Source organism: Phyllobacterium zundukense (assembly GCF_002764115.1).
Lineage (GTDB): Bacteria > Pseudomonadota > Alphaproteobacteria > Rhizobiales > Rhizobiaceae > Phyllobacterium > Phyllobacterium zundukense.
In genome coordinates this window covers 2121531-2138383 of the sequence record NZ_CP017940.1, presented here as the reverse complement: position 1 = coordinate 2138383, position 16853 = coordinate 2121531, and the positions used below count along the sequence as shown (strand labels likewise).

Genomic DNA, 16853 nt, shown 5'->3' with positions numbered 1-16853 from the left:
AATAATCCAATCAATCGTGGAAGGCCGCCACAGACTTCCGCTTGCCGAGCAAGAAGGCATCGGCCACGTGGCGGAGCGGCGCTATGTCGACATCCGAAGTGCCCGATTTTATGATTTGGGCAAAACGACTATAGAGCGCAGAATATTCCTGCTCCGGCTCCGCGAATTTTAGATCGCCGTTGATCGAGAGCTTCGCGCCGCCTTCTGCGAGGACCATCGTGCCTGCGTTGGTCTCGGCGACGATATCCCAGGTCTGCTTCCCGGTTTGCCGCCAGTCGAATACGGCGTGGATTGTCAGATTGTCGGCATCCTTGAAATGTAGCTCCGCTGCAATGGGGGCGTCGCAATTCTCCGGGAACTCGAGCGTCGCGGCTGTGATGAAGGCGGCCTTCGGTAATATATGCGTGATGATCGAAAGCGCGTTGATACCCGGATCAAAAACGCCAAGCCCGCCAGCTTGCCAGATCCAGGCCTGGTTCGGGTGCCAGTGACGCACGTCTTCCTTCCAGATGACTTCCACACTCTTGATGTGCGTGGATGCGAGGAAAGCTTTGGCAGGCTCGACGGCCGGAGCATAGCGCGAATGCCAGCTTGCAAAGAGTGATACACCCCTGGCCGCAGCAATCGCTTCCAGATCAGCGACTTCGGAAAGCGTGGCTCCCGGTGGTTTTTCCAGAAAAACATGTTTGCCGGCAGAGAGCGCCTTATGGGCGGCTTCGTAACGATATTGCGGTGGCATGCACAGAGACACGGCATCTATCGAAGGGACTGCATCCAGCATTTCGTCGATGGTCTTGTAGGCCGGAACCCCATCGATCGTGCCGTGGCGGCTTGCTGTCGCGACGAGATTGAAATCCGCGCTCCTGGCGACCGAGGGGAGATGCTGGTCGCGGACGATTTTGCCGACGCCAACGATGGCAAGATTGATAGGTGGCATGTTGTGAACTCGCTTTGATGTTTCGCCTTAAAGTATGACTTATCACGGCCGGTATTAGAAGAAGACTAATGGTGGTGTGTTTGCGTCATTGGCGCGCAGGAGAATTGGCTTGCGTTTCATCACGAGATTTCGATTTTACTCTGATCTTTGTCCGCCATACGCTCGTCTCAGGTCTAAAGATCAATCAGGGAGGGACGCTATGAGACGCCGGCTCGCATTTGTCGCGGCCATTTTGGCCTGTTCGGTCGTGGGGACCTATGCCCAGGACACCACCATGAGTTTCTTCGTCACCAGCGCAAATCCCGGGAAGGGCGGCGACCTCGGCGGCCTTGCGGGCGCTGACGCCTACTGCAACACGCTTGCCACGGGCAGCGGATCGACGGGCAAGACCTGGAAAGCTTATCTTTCCACCGATGCCGAAAACGCCAAAGACCGCATCGGCCAAGGCCCGTGGTACAACGCCAAGGGCGAAAAGATAGCCGATGACGTCGCCTCGCTTCATGGCGACAAGAACAACCTGACCAAGCAGACGGCGCTCAACGAAAAGGGCGAAGTCATCAACGGCCGCGGTGACACACCGAACCGCCACGACATTCTGACCGGGTCGAAGGCCGATGGCACCGCTGCACCGGAAACGTGCGGCAACTGGACGATGGGAGGTGCGGAGGGGGCCGCGATTGTCGGTCACAGCGACCGCACGGGCTTGAACGATTCCGCCGAAGCCAAATCGTGGAATTCCTCACATCCGACGCGCGGCGGCTGCACGCAGGAGGCTTTCAAAGGCACCGGGGGCGACGGTCTCTTTTATTGCTTTGCCGCAAACTGATCGGAAGGCGTCGTCCGTTTGAACGACCTTCACGCTTGCCAGAGGGATTCTTCGCGCCGGGAAGGCCGCACATTGATGCATTGTTTCCCGCGATCTCTTAAGCAGCTTCTCCGTCGTTCCCGCAGGATCATACCTTTTGGGTGAACCAGACTGTCGGTGTCCCGACCACGCCACCGCTCTGCATCGCCTTGCTTAACTCTTCGAGCTTGATGAAGGCCTGAGCCGCTTCCAGCGTCGCGAACTCGTGGGTAACAGTAACGTCATTGGGGTTATCGGTAGCTTGATACACTGCCTCTGCCGTAACACCGTTTGCCCTCTGGACCGACGAAAACGCATCATAGGCCTTCCGCCAGTTCTTGTAGTCGGAAACCATATGCCTCACGAACAATGTCGTCATTTCACCCTCCTTGGTTGTATTCCCGTTGTCACTCTGACGTTCATTATTGCTTGGATTGACGGTAGGCGAACGCGTCAGACGATCAGCCCCGCCTTGCGGATTCCTTCAACGCGGCGCTGAAAGTCCTCGGGGTTCCGGAACGGAAGGACGCGGCGGCGGCGTTCGATAGAAAAGGCCGGATTCAGCTGGAGCGCTTGTTCCCAGGCGCGCCGGCTTTCCTCAGCTCGTCCGAGGTGGCCATAGCAGGACGCGAGCAGGGCATAGGCGGTCTCAGACTGGGGGTTTCGTGCGAGCCGCTGCTCGAGCGCGGTCATCGCTTGCTCATAATCGCCGAGGGAAAAGCGTGCATCGGCGAGAAATTGGAGAAGGACTTCCGGGTAATGCGGGTCCAACAGCATTGCAGCATCAAGCGTCTGGAGCGCGCCTGCAGGCTCACCCGAGAATATCTGGATATGGGCCTTCAACATGAGGAGGTCGATTGAGTTGGGCGAAAGCGCAAGGCCCCGTTGCACCTCCGCCCGAGCGCGGTCCAGGTCACGGCTCCACATGCAAGCCATGCCCAGCGCGAAGTGACCGTCGGGCCGTTCCTCGTCCATCCCCACCGCTTGATGTGCGAGCTCCAGCCCGGTCCGCAGTGAGCGCTCGGGATCGGCGCTCCAGGCGTTGATGTAGTCGAGCACATGGGTGAAGGCGATGAGTGCGTGCGCCGCCTCATATCCTGGATCGACGGCGATGGCGGCTTCTGCCAGGTTGCGCGCCGCGATGTTTCCAGTTCGGGTGCACGTCAAACTCTGTTCCCGGCCGCGCAAGAAGAACTCGTACGCCTCGACGTTCACCGCGCGCTCACGGGCAAGCTGACCCTTTTCGCTCACTGTCAGCTTGAGCTTGAGCGCAGCCACGATCTCTTGCGTAATTTCGTCCTGAACCGCGAAAATATCCGTGAGGTCACGATCGAACCGGTTGGCCCAGACGTGTCCGCCGCTGCACGAATCGATCAACTGTGCTGTGACCCGCACCCGGTTACCAGCCTTGCGGACGCTGCCCTCGAGCACGTAGCGGACGCCTAGTGCCTTGGCCACATCCGGCACGGAGACCGCTGCTTTCTTGTAAACGAAAGACGAATTGCGGGCGATCACGTGCAATTCGGAGAGCCTCGAGAGGTCAGTAATGATGTCTTCGCTGATTCCGTCAGAGAAATACTCCTGTTCGGCATCGCCGCTCATATTGTTGAACGCGAGCACGGCGATGGAGGGCTTATCGGGGACGGGTGGCGCTGCAGATTCCGTTGCAACGGCCCCGACCTGAAGCGAATACACCCGGATCGGTTCAGCGATGTTCTTGAGTTGCGTCGCCCCGAGATCGGTTGCAAGGATATCGAGTCTCGCTTTCACCTGGCGGTAGGCATCTTCGGACAGACAGATCGCGCCGGGCTTGGCAATTGCTTCCAATCGAGCGGCGATATTGACGCCGTCTCCCATGAGATCACCATCGCTCTCTTCGACCACATCGCCCAGATGGATGCCGACACGAAACTCGATGCGGCGCTCGGGCGGCAGGCCGGCGTTGCGCTCGACCATGCTGTTCTGCACTTCAATGGCGCAGCGCACGGCATCGACGACACTGCGGAATTCGATGAGGCTCCCGTCTCCTGTGCGCTTCACTATGCGGCCATTGTGCACGGCGATGGTCGGATCAATCAGATCGCTGCGCAGCGCCCGAAGCCGCGCCAGGATGCGATCCTCGTCTGCGCCTGCGAGACGGCTGTAGCCGACCACATCCGCGACCAGGATCGCCGCGATTTTCCGCTTGTCGCTCATAGCGCCTGTTCCACCCTCGGCTCAGACTAGCATAAACGCCCCGCCAACGCTTCCCTGCTGTGAACTTGCGACAAGCGATCTGGCAGCGCATCTGTTTGGGCAACAAGGTCTTCTATGCCGTCCGCTTCATCGGCGGCGCGGTCCATTTCCCATCCAGCGCTTCATCTTTTGGCCAGTAGAGGCGCATCGCAATGACGAACGCGCCCTTGGGGGCGGGAAGCCAGTTCGGCTCCTTGTCCTTGCCCGGCGACTCATTCTGGATATAGAACGTCAGGCCGCCATCGGCGTCCTTCACGAATTGGGGCAGCATCGGCGAGTTGAGCAAATAGCGGTTGATCGGATTGGCCACGAGCAGGCTCGCCGGCAGATCATACATCGTCAGCGACCAGAAGGCGTTGACAGGTGGCAGCTGGCCGGGCGCGAACTGCACGGTATATTGATGGGAGCCGTCGAGCTTCCGACCGTCGGAATCGATCGCATAGACGGGATACATCGCCTCCTGCTTGGAGTTGCCATAGATGCCAAGCACGGCTGCGGCCATGCGGTAGAGATAGTTGTTCTTCAAATATTCTCGCGTACCGAACAGATCGCCGGAGGTCACTTCCTTCGAATCTATCCGTTTGCGCAAGTTCTCAAGATCGACCCAGGCGTCGGCTATTCCCTGCTCGATAGCAGTTTTCATTTCGGACGAAAGCGTGCTCGCGTCGAAGGCTTTGCCGGCACCAACCCCGATCTTGGCAAAACGCGCCATCAGTTCGGTTTCTGAGGGATCGGTCGGGCAGTATTGCAGGATGAAATTCAGGATGTTGAAAAACTTGAGCGATGTCTTCTCTTCGTCCGATGTCAGCGGCTGGATAAAATCGACGGCCGGCGGGGCTGTCGGTGCCGGCTGGCCGAGAAACGCCGAGAGCGGCTCGGCCTTGTAACCGGCCTGGACTTTCTTCACGTTGTCGAGGTCTTCCGGGTTGAAAAGCTGTGTGCGATAGCCGCCGAGCACAAACTCGGTCTCCGAGCGAATCACTTTCTTCACGCCTTTCGGGGTCTCGCCTTTCCAGCCCGGCCCAGCGATCAGGAAGGTGCCGCCATCGTTTCCGGTGGCGCGGCTGCCAATGTAATCGAAGTTGAATGTATAGGCATCGATGAGCTGGACGCTGAAGTAGCGGTCCTTTTCGATCGTTGGCACCGTAAGCACAACGGGTTCGGCGCGCAGATCTAGGCCAATGAACGAATATGGCGTATCGGAATTGGGTGTCTGGATCGCCGTGTCGGCCGGCGTATAGACGCGCGGAATGTTGACGATCTGGTTCCAGGGTCCCTTGTATTCGGGATTATTGGCGTCGACGAAATAAGCGTGCTGGATACGATAGTTGTCCACCATGGGGAAGCCGTAAATATAGGCCTCTTTGGCAATGGCGCGAGCCTCGGCGGGGGTAACGCTGGTTTGGCCGTATGCCGCTCTGAGGCGAAAGGCCGGGATCAGGGCGATCCCGCCGACGAAGCCTCTGCGTGTTATGGTTGTCATGATCACTATGTCCTTCCCCGGGTTCGAGTGAGGCCTCCATGAACAGCAATCCTGATGCTTGCCTGTTCGTTTCTGCCTCGTTTCCAACCAGTGAGTTCGCGTCGGGAGAAAAGAACAAGTACGTAACTGTTAATCCGCAGGCACGGCCTATGCCGATGGAGGGTCAAATGTCCGCAGACCGGGCCTAGGCGCGTCCTGGTTAGTTTCTGCGCTCGACCTTGAGAAAATCGATGAACGCACGCATTGCGGTCGGAAGTTGTCGGCGGCTTGTATAATAGAGGAAGAAGCCGGGGTAATAGGGGCACCATTGATCCAACACCCGTTGCAGCCGCCCTTCGGATATGTGCATCTGCACTTGCTCCTCGAAAAGATACGCCAGGCCGGCACCATTTATGGCGGCTTCAACCATAAGGTCTTGATCGCCCAGCGTGAGCGATCCGGTTACCTCGATTTCCAGTTCAATCCCGCCTTTCTCGAACTCCCATCGATAGAAGGCCCCGCTTGCGAAGCGGTAGCGTATACACGGGTGGTGGCTCAGATCCTGTGGCGTGATCGGCTCGGGATAGCGCTCAAAATGCTGGGGTGAACCGACCACTGCAAATCGATGTCGCGGTCCGATCGGCACCGCGACCATGTCGCCGGCGATCATTTCACCAAAGCGCACGCCGGCATCGAAACCTGCAGACACCATATCGATCAAAGCGTCGTCCACCACCAGTTCGACTTCGACCGCAGGATGGACCTGCAGGAACCGGGATATGATTGGCAAGAGCACCAGCTTTGCAGCCGCGCGGGGGGCATTGATGCGAAGCTTGCCGGACGGCCGCCCGCGAAATGCGTTTAGATCCTCAAGCGCGTCCTCAATATCGAGGAAGGCGGGATTGATGCGGGTGAAAAGCTGTTGACCCGCCTCCGTCAGCGCTACGCTTCGTGTGGTCCGGTTGACGAGACGTATATCGAGGCGCTCCTCAATCGACCGCAGGGAGTGACTGAGCGCAGACGGCGTAACCCCAAGTTCGACGGCAGCTTTTCGGAAGCTTCTGTGCTGCGCGATCGTCAGGAATGTGGCGAGGTCAGCTGGCCCTATTTTTCGCATTGATGAGTTCTCCTCACTGCCTCATGGAGAATAAAGGCGATTATTTCATCTTAATCCATGCGGTAACTTTCGTCAGCATTCAATCACGAAAGGAAAAGATCATGCGTGTTTGGTTTATCACAGGGGCGTCGCGCGGATTTGGCGCTTTGATCGCTCAAGAGGCTTTGGATGCGGGGGATGCCGTCGTGGCGACCGCCCGCAACCCGGAAACTGTCAGCGCAAAATTTGGAAATCATCCGAATTTGCTCGCAGTCGCCCTAGACGTTACCAGCGAGGTTCAGGCCAACGCTGCTGCCGAGCAAGCCATCAAGCGTTTCGGCAAGATTGACGTCCTCTTGAACAACGCCGGATTCGGCCTGCTCGGGGCTGTCGAGGAAGCAACGTCTGCGGAGATCGAGAAGCTGTATGCGACCAACGTCTTCGGCCTTTTGAAGGTGACACGCGCCGTTCTGCCCCACATGCGCCGGCAGCGTTCCGGGCACGTCATCAACATATCGTCGATTGGCGGTTATATGAGCTACCCGGGCTGGGGTGTCTACTGCTCGACCAAGTTCGCAGTCGAAGCGCTTTCCGAAGCATTTTCGGCCGAGTTGCAGCCGCTTGGCGTAAAGGTCACAGTGGTTGAGCCCGGCTTCTTCCGGACCGACTTTCTTGACGAAAGTTCCCTTGTCGTCAGCCCCAGCGTGATCCCGGACTATAACGATACGCCCGCTGGCGCAATGCGAGCCTTTGCTGGCGATCACAATCATGCTCAGCCCGGTGATCCAGCCCGGCTGGCCAAGGCTATGATAACGCTGGCAAATGCTCCCAACCCGCCGCTGCGCATGCCGTTTGGTTCGGACACCGTCGCCGCGATCGAATCGAAGAATGCCAGCGTTGCTGAAGAACTTGCTGCATGGCGGGATCTGGCGATCTCGACGGACTTCCCTGAGGATGCGGGTGCTCATTCGGCCTAACCTGTTTGAGGTCGGGGTTTCCGGACGCCGACCTCATATCGTGATCGTCAAAGCTTCAGCGTTCTTCGACAGTATCGCCTTTGATGACTTCTGGCAGCGCGTTACCCCCGCGCCCTGACGCGCCGATCGGCGCGCAACAGCGCCTAGTCGCTCACTCGCGGAGGAATCGAATAGGTGGAGGTCGCATGGGCCACGAGCTCGCCATTGACGCCGCTGGTCATTGCGATTTCCACCACTGCGAGCCGCTTTCCCAACTTCAGAAGGTTTGCCACCGCATCGATGGGGCCAAGCTCGGGTTTGCGCAGGAAATTGATGTTGAGGTTCGTCGTCACGGCCAGCGCGACCGGGCCGATCTGCGCGAGGATCGCGACATAGGCGGTGATATCGGCCAGCGCAAACAGCGTTGGGCCGGATACGGTCCCGCCGGGGCGCAAATGCCGTTCCAGCGGATCAAGCCGCATGGAAGCAAAGCCGGGACCGGCATCGATGACCGTAAAGGCCAATCCATCGGCATTTACCTGCGGAAATTCACGCTCCAGAAAGGATGACAGCGCTTCGACGTCCATCAATATCCCCACAGGCTTGTCCTCCGACTGTTTTCTTAAAGAATTCGCTGCTATTTCTAGTAATCCGCATCGTCTTGCAAGGATGAGGCCATGAAACCGCCAGGATTAGTTATTGCAACCTGTTTTGCCGCGCTTGCTTATGCGGGGTTCCTCGCCTCGCAAAGTCCGGTGCCGCCGGTGCAAACCGTTGAAGCCTTCGTTCTGCCTGACCGCCCCATCGCGTTGACCGAAGATATGGTCACGCGCTTTCTCTATGGCTTTGCCCCCGTTGCCGCCACAGTGAAGGAACTGGACGGGAAGGGCGAAGCGGAGCAGCGGACGGCGATACTGGACAAGAAGGCCGCAGAGTTTGGTTTTGCCAACTTTGCCGACTGGGTCGACACCACAAATACGATCATGGTCACCTATCATTGGCTGACCCACCCCGATCCCCGCCAGGAAGTGGAAAAGGCGATCAGTTCCATTCCTGCCATGGCCAATCTTTCCGACAAGGAAAAGACCGACATGATCGAGGGATTGAAGGCTGGACTTGCCCGGGTGGAGAATGCAAAACCAACACCGGCGAACATGGCGATTGTCCAGCGCCATTTGCGCACGTTGAAACCATTCTATGAACTTTGGGCGCCGCCCAGCCAATAGTCGCCAAAGAGGAACGACATGGGAGAAATCCACGCCATCCGCCCGGAAGAGCCGATCGTCGGGCATGAATTGGCGGGCGGAGTCCTGCGGCTGACACTGCAAAATCCCCCAGCCAATGCACTTTCCATGGCAATGATGCAATTGCTGCTCGATCATCTGGTCGCGGCACGGGATGACAGGGCAATCCGCGTCGTCATCATCGATTCGGCGCAAAAACTGTTTTCCGCCGGGCATGATCTGAAGGAGTTGACGGCTCATCGCAACGATGCGGATCGGGGCCGCGATTTCTTCGAGAAGACCATGCGCCTCTGCGCCGAACTGATGCAGGCGATAGTCCATCATCCGAAGCCCGTCATCGCTGCTGTCGATGGCCTGGCGACTGCCGCTGGTTGCCAGCTCGTCGCCTCCTGCGATCTTGCGATCTGCACGGATAAATCCACCTTCTGCACGCCGGGCGTCAATATCGGTCTGTTCTGCTCAACGCCCATGGTGGCGCTGTCGCGTAACGTCTCCCGTAAGCAGGCGATGGAAATGCTGCTGACCGGCGAGGTCATCGATGCGTCGACGGCACGCGAGTTCGGGTTGGTCAACCGCGTGGTGCCGCAGGAATATCTGAATCCGATTGTCAGGAAATACGCGCAAACCATTGCTGCCAAATCACCTTTGACCGTGAAGATCGGCAAGGAAGCCTTCTACCGGCAGGCAGAGATGAGCCTGACAGATGCCTATGATTATGCAGCGCAGGTGATGGTCGAGAACATGCTGGCGCGTGACGCCGAAGAAGGGATTAACGCTTTTATCGAGAAGCGTCAGCCCGAGTGGAAGGGTGAGTAGATCGTCAATGCAGGACCGTGAAAATTACTCCGACGATTTCATTCGCGGCATCCTCACCTCGGTCAGGACCATTGCCCTGGTTGGTGCGTCGCCAAACGAGGCGCGGCCGAGTCATTCCGTCATGAGGTTTCTGCTGGCCAAGGGCTATCACGTCATTCCGGTCAATCCGGGGCAGGCGGGCAAGCAGATACTCGGACAGACCGTCTATGCCCATCTCGCGGATATTCCCGGACCGGTAGATATGGTCGATGTCTTCCGCAACTCCCTTGCCGTTCGCGGCCTCGTCGACGAGGTGCTGGCACTGAAGGTCCTGCCGCGGGTCATCTGGATGCAGCTTGGCGTTGAGCATGAAGAGGCGGCGCGCCGTGCGGAAGCCGCCGGAATCAGCGTCGTCATGAATCGCTGCCCTGCGATCGAATATCCCCGCCTCGGGATATAGCCGGCTTGGCGATTGAAGCCTTCCACCATGAAAATTCAACGCCCCCTTGCCAAATCCGGACAGCAAGTTGAACGTTCTCGTCGATTTTCTTCAAAAGTTGCTGTTTCTTGCACGAGAATCTTCGAAAATGGGACAGGATTCTCAACCGAGAGCTGAATTTAGTTTGTGCGAGGTTGCGGAATTGCCCGCTTGGCGCCAACGTCGCAATCCCATAGCCTGACCACACCAATCGCATGACAGGGAGAGATACATGGCGCATCGCGCACCGGGAATTGAAACGCTTGCCGTCCATGCGGGTGCCCAGCCCGACCCCACAACCGGAGCGCGGGCCACGCCGATCTACCAGACGACAGCCTTCGTTTTCGACGACGCGGATCATGCAGCTTCGCTGTTCGGATTGAAGGCTTTCGGCAACGTCTATACGCGAATCACCAATCCAACCAATGCGGTACTGGAAGAACGTGTAGCGGCACTTGAAGGCGGCACGGCGGCACTCAGCGTTGCATCCGGCCATGCGGCGCAACTCTTGGTATTTCATACGCTGATGCAGCCGGGTGACAATTTCATTGCGTCGAACAAGCTCTACGGCGGTTCGATCAATCAATTCGGCCAGTCGTTCAAATCCTTCGACTGGCGCGTGCGTTGGGCAGAGCCGGACGATCTTCCTTCGTTCGAAGCCCAGATCGATGAGCGGACCCGCGCCATCTTCATCGAGAGCATCGCCAACCCAGGCGGCATCATCACCGACATCGCCGCCATCGCCGAAATCGCCCACAGGCATGGTCTCCCGCTGATCGTCGACAACACCCTGGCGTCGCCTTATCTTATTCGACCGATCGAGCATGGTGCTGATATCATTGTACATTCCGCGACGAAGTTCCTCGGGGGCCATGGCAATTCCATGGGCGGTGTCATCGTCGACTGCGGCACTTTCGACTGGTCGAAATCCGGCGACTACCCGCTGCTGTCGCAGCCGCGCCCCGAATATAACGGCATCGTCCTGCATGACACATTCGGAAATTTCGCCTTTGCCATTGCCTGCCGCGTGCTTGGCTTGCGGGACCTCGGACCAGCGCTGTCGCCTTTCAATGCATTCCAGATATTGACCGGTATCGAGACTCTGCCGCTGCGCATGCAGCGCCATGCCGACAATGCGTTGGTGGTTGCTAAGTGGCTGACAAGACACGAGAAAGTGGCATGGGTCAGCTATGCCGGACTCCCCGAAGACCCCTATAATGAACTGCAGCGAAAGTACGCGCCGAAAGGTGCTGGATCCGTTTTCACCTTCGGGCTGAGGGGCGGTTACGACGCCGGCGTAAAACTCGTCGAAAGTCTCCAGCTTTTCTCGCATCTTGCCAATATCGGCGATACCAAATCACTGATCATCCATCCGGCTTCGACAACACATAGGCAACTTGGCGACGAGCAAAAAATCGTGGCGGGCGCAGGACCGGATGTCGTGCGCCTTTCCATTGGCATCGAAAGCGTTGAGGATATAATCGCCGACCTTGAACAATCTCTTGCAAAGGCTGGTTAGGCCCATGAAAAAGTTAGTCAAAATCGATTTCGACGGCCTCGACCCGGAACATGGTGCGCCAAAACCAGAGCGTGTCATTTCAGGTGATCCGCAGTTCCGCACGTGGAATTGCGACGAGGCCGAAGGCGGCATCTATGCAGGGATCTGGGAGGCAACACCCGGCAAATGGCGTATCGCCTACGACGAATGGGAGTTCTGCCACATCCTGTCCGGACGCTCGGTCATTACCGAAGATGGCGGGATCGAACACCACGTCGGAGCTGGCGATAGCTTCGTGTTGCGCCCGGGCTTTCGCGGAACATGGGAGGTGCTTGAGACGACGCGGAAGGAGTATGTGATCAGGCTTTGATCACCATTCCACATCCAACCGCTCCAACCCGTGGAAATGGTATGTGTCGCGATAAATCGGCTTTTTCTTAAACCCCAGGTTGGGAAGGCGCTCGAAAAGCACGCTCAATGCAACCTGCAGTTCAAGCCGTGCCAGCGGTGCACCGATGCAGAAATGAATGCCCGCGCCAAATGACAGGTTCTTCTGTTCGCTGCGATCCGGCAGGAACGTATCCGGCGCAGCGAAGGCGCGCGGATCGCGGTTGCCGGCGCCCAGCATCAGGCCGATCTGGTTGCCGGGTTTGAGCAGAATGCCGTCGCCAAGGTCAATCTGCTCATAGGCATAGCGCGTAAACATGTGCAGGGGGGCATCGAACCTCAGGCACTCCTCCACTGTTTTGGCTGTGCTTTCCGCGTCGGCGAACAATATCGCTGGATCGGAACCGCTTTCGAGGATCGTCTTCACCGCATTGCCGGTCTGATGCACAGTTGCCTCATGCCCTGCGTTGAGCAGGAGGATCGCAGTGGTTATGAGTTCGTCTTCCGAAAGTTTTGAACCATCGGCTTCGGCCGCCAGCAGCAGACTGAGAAGGTCATCCGCCGGCTCCGCGCGCCGCTGTCCGGCATAATCGCGCAAGAAGCTGGCGAATTCCGCGGATGCGGTATTGGCGCTCTCTTCCGACTGGCGGTTGCGGCCATGCATGTACATGGCGACGATGCGATGTGACCAGTCGAGCAACTGCGGCGCGGTTTCAGTGGGGACGCCCAGCATTTCCGCAATGATTGTTACTGGAATCGGCGTTGCGAAGTCGGCGATGAGATCAGCTTCGCCCCTCGGCTCGAACCGGTCGATCAGGTCGTGCGCCAGCGCTTGAATACGCGGGCGCAGGCGCTCGACCTGACGCGACACGAATGCCCGATTGACCAGCGTGCGCAGCCGCGTGTGGTTCGGTGGCTCAAGCTCCAGCATCGAGAATTTTTCGACATGGTCGAAATCTTTCAGATGCGAGCGGTCGCCGATATTGCCTTGCGAATCCGCCGCACTGTTACGCTTTTCCCGGCCGAAGCGGCGGTCTCGCAGCAATTTGTTGACGGCGTCATAGCCGATGAAACACCAGAAGCCGTAATTCTCCCAGAAGAACGATGGCGTCTCGGCATGCAGCTGTGCATAGGCCTGATAGGGATCCTGGAAAAATGTCTGGTCGTGCGGATCGAGGCGCAGGCGCCGATGTTTGGGCTCAAAACGAAACGATGAAGGACGGGACAGGGACATCAGCGGAGTTCCATCTATGCCAAAATTGGCCAAAGCCATTGAGCATTCGGCACAAAACGTTTCATATTCATCCGAATCTCGCTTTCTCCCAAGACATAGCAGGACCAAATCATGAAAATCACCATCGTCGGCGCAGGAATCGCCGGTCTGTCGACTGCGTGGTCATTGACCAAGGCGGGGCACGACGTAACACTGATCGAGCAGGGACCGATCCCCAATCCGCTTGCCGCTTCGGGCGACCACCACCGCATCATCCGCCGGGCCTATGGCAATGCAGGCGGCTATGCCGACGCAATTTCGGAAGCATACGAAGCCTGGGATGAACTTTGGCACGACATCGGAAGCAGTCATCTCGATCCCCGCGGATTTATTTGCGTATCGCGTGAAGCGGGTGACGAGGCCGAAGAATACCGCCAGGGCCTCGAGCATGGCGGCTATCCGCTGGAACTCTATGAGTCGCGGGAGGCTGTGAAGCGCTACGCCTATCTGGAAGAGGGGACATTCCGTTACGCCTTCTTCTGTCCGGAGGGCGGTGCTCTCCATTGCAAGAAGATAGCAATCGACATTGCGAGGTGGTTGCGTGCTCGCGGGGCCACCGTCCTGGAGAACACCAGGGTATCAGCGGTGGACAGTGCTGCCGGTACGGTTACTATGGCGGATGGCACGGTCATTTTCGCCGACAAGGTCGTCGTGACAGCCGGCGCATGGGTATTGAAGCTGTTCCCCAAGCTGGCGACGACGCTCACCACCTATCGCACGGCCGTTGTCTATCTCGAACCGCCAGCGGATCTCAAAGCTGCTTGGGAAAGCTCACCCGTTGTGCTTGATGTTGGCGGTCGCACCGATGGTTACATCATTCCGGCAAGCGGCGGCGGTGGTCTGAAGTTCGGTTCCGGTCTGCACAAACGCAAGACGCCTGACGCCAATCTCGATCGTATTCCGGCGCAAGGCGAGGGTGAGGCTATTCGGGATCTCTTCGCACCACCGATAAAGCGGCTGTCCGAATACAAGGTAACCGACGTTGTCACCTGTGCCTACACCTTCACATCCGACGAGCGGTTCTTTGCGACAGAAATGGACAAATGCCTTGTTGTTTCAGCCTGTTCGGGTCACGGCTACAAATTTGGCGCGGCTGTGGGACGGCGCGTCGCCAGGTCTATCGGTGATGGTGATGTGCCTTTGCTTCAGCGCTGGCTGAGGGCGGAGGCTGCGTGATATTAGTCGAGCGCGTTCACCTTGAGGTGAGGATCGCGCCTTGAACATCTTGCGGAACCGGGTGGCAACGCCCTATGTATCGAATGTGTAATCCACGAATCTGGGGTGTTTGAACCCCATATTCTCCAAAAAAGCTGAGGCCCACCGATGAGAGATCCAATCGAAACAGCTATGAACCTCGTGCCCATGGTCGTCGAACAGACCAATCGGGGCGAGCGGGCCTATGATATTTTCTCGCGCCTGCTGAAAGAACGCATTATTTTCATTACCGGACCGATCGAGGACGGCATGGCGACGCTCATCTGCGCGCAGTTGCTTTTCCTTGAATCGGAAAATCCGAAAAAAGAAATCAACATGTATATCAACTCGCCAGGTGGTGTCGTGACCTCCGGCATGGCGATTTATGACACTATGCAGTTCATCCGCCCGGCGGTATCGACGCTTTGCTTCGGCCAGGCAGCATCCATGGGTTCCTTGCTTCTGACCGCTGGCGAAAAGGACATGCGTTTTGTCCTTCCGAATGCTCGCATCATGTTGCATCAGCCGTCTGGCGGTTTCCAGGGACAGGCCTCCGATATCGAGCGCCACGCCCAGGACATCATCAAGATGAAGCGCCGTTTGAACGAGATTTACGTCAAGCACTCAGGTCGTGATTACGAGACGATCGAACGTACTCTGGACCGCGATCACTTCATGACTGCACAGGAATCACTCGAGTTCGGCCTGATCGACAAGGTACTTGAATCGCGTGCGATCATTGAAGGCGACGGAAAGTAACCGGCTAAATCGTCCCGCCGGGTCGAAAATGAACATTTTTTGACTCGGTTGCGGACTTTCTGCCACATATCCGGCTTGCATAGAGGCCAACAGACGTTACGTTAAGCCATTGGTGAGCTAGGAAGCCTATTCTACGAATGACTATTCACTTCCACCTGGAGGAAGTGGCGGTCCCGGGAGAGCGGGTCCGATACTGAAAGGAAACTGCAATGAGCAAAGTCAGCAACGGCGGCGGCGATTCCAAGAATACGCTTTATTGCTCGTTTTGCGGGAAGAGCCAGCACGAAGTCCGCAAGTTGATCGCGGGTCCGACTGTATTCATCTGTGATGAATGCGTTGAGCTGTGCATGGACATCATCCGCGAGGAAAATAAATCCTCGATGGTGAAATCTCGTGAAGGCGTCCCGACGCCGCAGGAAATCATGGCTGTTCTCGATGATTATGTCATCGGTCAGAACCATGCCAAGCGTGTTCTCTCTGTCGCGGTCCATAACCACTACAAGCGGTTGGCCCACGCATCGAAAAACAATGAAGTCGAACTGGCGAAGTCCAACATCCTTCTCGTTGGTCCAACCGGTTGCGGCAAAACTTATCTGGCGCAATCGCTCGCCCGCATCATCGACGTGCCGTTCACAATGGCAGACGCGACGACGCTGACGGAAGCCGGTTATGTCGGTGAGGACGTCGAAAATATCATTCTGAAGCTGCTCCAGTCTGCCGACTACAATGTCGAACGGGCGCAGCGCGGGATCGTTTACATCGACGAAGTCGACAAGATTAGCCGCAAGTCGGACAATCCTTCGATTACCCGCGACGTATCGGGCGAGGGTGTCCAGCAGGCACTGTTGAAGATCATGGAAGGCACTGTTGCTTCCGTACCGCCGCAAGGCGGTCGCAAGCACCCGCAGCAGGAATTCCTGCAAGTGGATACGACGAACATTCTGTTCATTTGCGGTGGTGCATTTGCTGGCCTTGACAAGATCATCTCGGCGCGCGGCGAAAAGACCTCCATCGGTTTCAGTGCCGCGGTCAAGGGGCCGGATGATCGCCGGGTCGGCGCAATCTTCCGCGAACTGGAGCCCGAGGATCTGCTGAAATTCGGTTTGATCCCCGAATTCGTTGGTCGTCTGCCTGTCATCGCTACGCTGGAAGATCTCGACGAAGTCGCATTGGTGCAGATATTGTCAGAGCCGAAGAATGCCTTGGTCAAGCAGTATCAGCGTTTGTTCGACATGGAAAATGTCGAGCTGACTTTCCATGAGGATGCTCTGAAGGCCATCGCCAAGAAGGCGATTGCCCGCAAGACAGGAGCACGCGGCCTTCGGTCAATCATGGAGAAAATCCTTCTCGACACGATGTACGAGCTGCCGACGCTCGATGGCGTCCAGGAGGTCGTAATCTCTGGTGATGTGGTCGAAGGCAATTCCAGGCCTCTCTACATCTATGCGGAGCGCAAGGAAGAAAAGGGTAATGTTTCCGCCTGATGCATTGGAAACATTATCAATGAACGGAAGGCTCCGCATTGCGCGGAGCTTTTCTGTTTTATACGCTTCGCAATTACGCTAAGAAGAATTGTTTACGTTTGGTTTACCATACGGGCGCAGGATTTCGCGTGGCAGCGTGGGGTCTCGATACGGCAAGGCCGCAAACCGGCAGCATCGATGATTTCCACCAAAATCACCTGCTCGATAGGTG

General features: G+C 57.4%; 17 protein-coding genes. 10 read left to right on the top strand and 7 right to left on the bottom strand.

Going from position 1 to position 16853, the window contains the following annotated elements; all coding sequences use genetic code 11:
• Positions 1–10: 10 nt before the first annotated feature.
• The gene (locus tag BLM14_RS10745) at positions 11–937 is read right to left on the bottom strand and encodes a Gfo/Idh/MocA family protein (RefSeq protein WP_099999354.1); all 927 of its coding nucleotides are present in this window, start codon (positions 935–937) and stop codon (positions 11–13) included.
• Positions 938–1136: 199 nt separating this feature from the next.
• On the opposite strand from BLM14_RS10745, the gene BLM14_RS10740 reads away from it, so the two are divergent.
• Positions 1137–1763 (top strand): hypothetical protein, encoded by a 627-nt coding sequence (locus BLM14_RS10740; RefSeq protein ID WP_099999353.1) that lies wholly within the window; start codon positions 1137–1139, stop codon positions 1761–1763.
• A gap of 127 nt (positions 1764–1890) precedes the next feature.
• Here BLM14_RS10740 and BLM14_RS10735 read toward each other — a convergent pair whose 3' ends face one another.
• The 4 genes from BLM14_RS10735 to BLM14_RS10720 form a co-directional block, all read right to left on the bottom strand.
• Complete coding sequence (locus tag BLM14_RS10735) at positions 1891–2160, bottom strand: cyclase (RefSeq protein ID WP_099999352.1); 270 nt, start codon at positions 2158–2160, stop codon at positions 1891–1893.
• 74 nt (positions 2161–2234) lie between these two features.
• The gene (locus tag BLM14_RS10730) at positions 2235–3977 is read right to left on the bottom strand and encodes an adenylate/guanylate cyclase domain-containing protein (protein ID WP_099999351.1); all 1743 of its coding nucleotides are present in this window, start codon (positions 3975–3977) and stop codon (positions 2235–2237) included.
• A gap of 112 nt (positions 3978–4089) precedes the next feature.
• Entirely contained in the window at positions 4090–5499 is a 1410-nt protein-coding gene (locus tag BLM14_RS10725; RefSeq protein ID WP_100001202.1) for a DUF1254 domain-containing protein, read from the bottom strand.
• Positions 5500–5698: 199 nt separating this feature from the next.
• Complete coding sequence (locus BLM14_RS10720; RefSeq protein WP_099999350.1) at positions 5699–6595, bottom strand: LysR family transcriptional regulator; 897 nt, start codon at positions 6593–6595, stop codon at positions 5699–5701.
• 101 nt (positions 6596–6696) lie between these two features.
• On the opposite strand from BLM14_RS10720, the gene BLM14_RS10715 reads away from it, so the two are divergent.
• Positions 6697–7551: an oxidoreductase gene (locus BLM14_RS10715; protein ID WP_100001201.1), complete on the top strand. Its 855-nt coding sequence runs from the start codon at positions 6697–6699 to the stop codon at positions 7549–7551.
• Positions 7552–7694: 143 nt separating this feature from the next.
• Here BLM14_RS10715 and BLM14_RS10710 read toward each other — a convergent pair whose 3' ends face one another.
• Positions 7695–8117 carry a PaaI family thioesterase gene (locus BLM14_RS10710; protein WP_099999349.1) on the bottom strand — a complete coding sequence of 141 codons (423 nt, stop codon included), beginning with the start codon at positions 8115–8117 and terminating at the stop codon, positions 7695–7697.
• 90 nt (positions 8118–8207) lie between these two features.
• On the opposite strand from BLM14_RS10710, the gene BLM14_RS10705 reads away from it, so the two are divergent.
• From BLM14_RS10705 to BLM14_RS10685, 5 genes are all read left to right on the top strand, one after another.
• Positions 8208–8756: a hypothetical protein gene (locus BLM14_RS10705; protein WP_099999348.1), complete on the top strand. Its 549-nt coding sequence runs from the start codon at positions 8208–8210 to the stop codon at positions 8754–8756.
• 18 nt (positions 8757–8774) lie between these two features.
• Positions 8775–9590 (top strand): enoyl-CoA hydratase, encoded by an 816-nt coding sequence (locus BLM14_RS10700; protein ID WP_099999347.1) that lies wholly within the window; start codon positions 8775–8777, stop codon positions 9588–9590.
• A 7-nt stretch (positions 9591–9597) separates the two neighbouring features.
• On the top strand, positions 9598–10029 hold the full coding sequence (locus BLM14_RS10695; protein ID WP_099999346.1) for a CoA-binding protein: 432 nt from the start codon (positions 9598–9600) through the stop codon (positions 10027–10029).
• A 250-nt stretch (positions 10030–10279) separates the two neighbouring features.
• Positions 10280–11566 carry an O-acetylhomoserine aminocarboxypropyltransferase gene (locus BLM14_RS10690; protein ID WP_099999345.1) on the top strand — a complete coding sequence of 429 codons (1287 nt, stop codon included), beginning with the start codon at positions 10280–10282 and terminating at the stop codon, positions 11564–11566.
• Positions 11567–11570: 4 nt separating this feature from the next.
• The gene (locus tag BLM14_RS10685) at positions 11571–11915 is read left to right on the top strand and encodes a cupin domain-containing protein (RefSeq protein ID WP_099999344.1); all 345 of its coding nucleotides are present in this window, start codon (positions 11571–11573) and stop codon (positions 11913–11915) included.
• On the opposite strand, the gene BLM14_RS10680 is transcribed toward BLM14_RS10685, so the two are convergent.
• A complete protein-coding gene (locus BLM14_RS10680) occupies positions 11916–13166 on the bottom strand; it encodes a cytochrome P450 (RefSeq protein ID WP_100001199.1) in 1251 nt (416 codons plus the stop codon).
• Between the two features lie 111 nt (positions 13167–13277).
• Here BLM14_RS10680 and BLM14_RS10675 point away from each other — a divergent pair, with 111 nt between their 5' ends.
• From BLM14_RS10675 to clpX, 3 genes are all read left to right on the top strand, one after another.
• Complete coding sequence (locus BLM14_RS10675; protein ID WP_099999343.1) at positions 13278–14381, top strand: NAD(P)/FAD-dependent oxidoreductase; 1104 nt, start codon at positions 13278–13280, stop codon at positions 14379–14381.
• 147 nt (positions 14382–14528) lie between these two features.
• A complete protein-coding gene (locus BLM14_RS10670) occupies positions 14529–15158 on the top strand; it encodes an ATP-dependent Clp protease proteolytic subunit (protein ID WP_099999342.1) in 630 nt (209 codons plus the stop codon).
• 209 nt (positions 15159–15367) lie between these two features.
• Complete coding sequence (gene clpX / locus BLM14_RS10665) at positions 15368–16642, top strand: ATP-dependent Clp protease ATP-binding subunit ClpX (protein ID WP_099999341.1); 1275 nt, start codon at positions 15368–15370, stop codon at positions 16640–16642.
• Positions 16643–16853 lie beyond the last annotated feature (211 nt).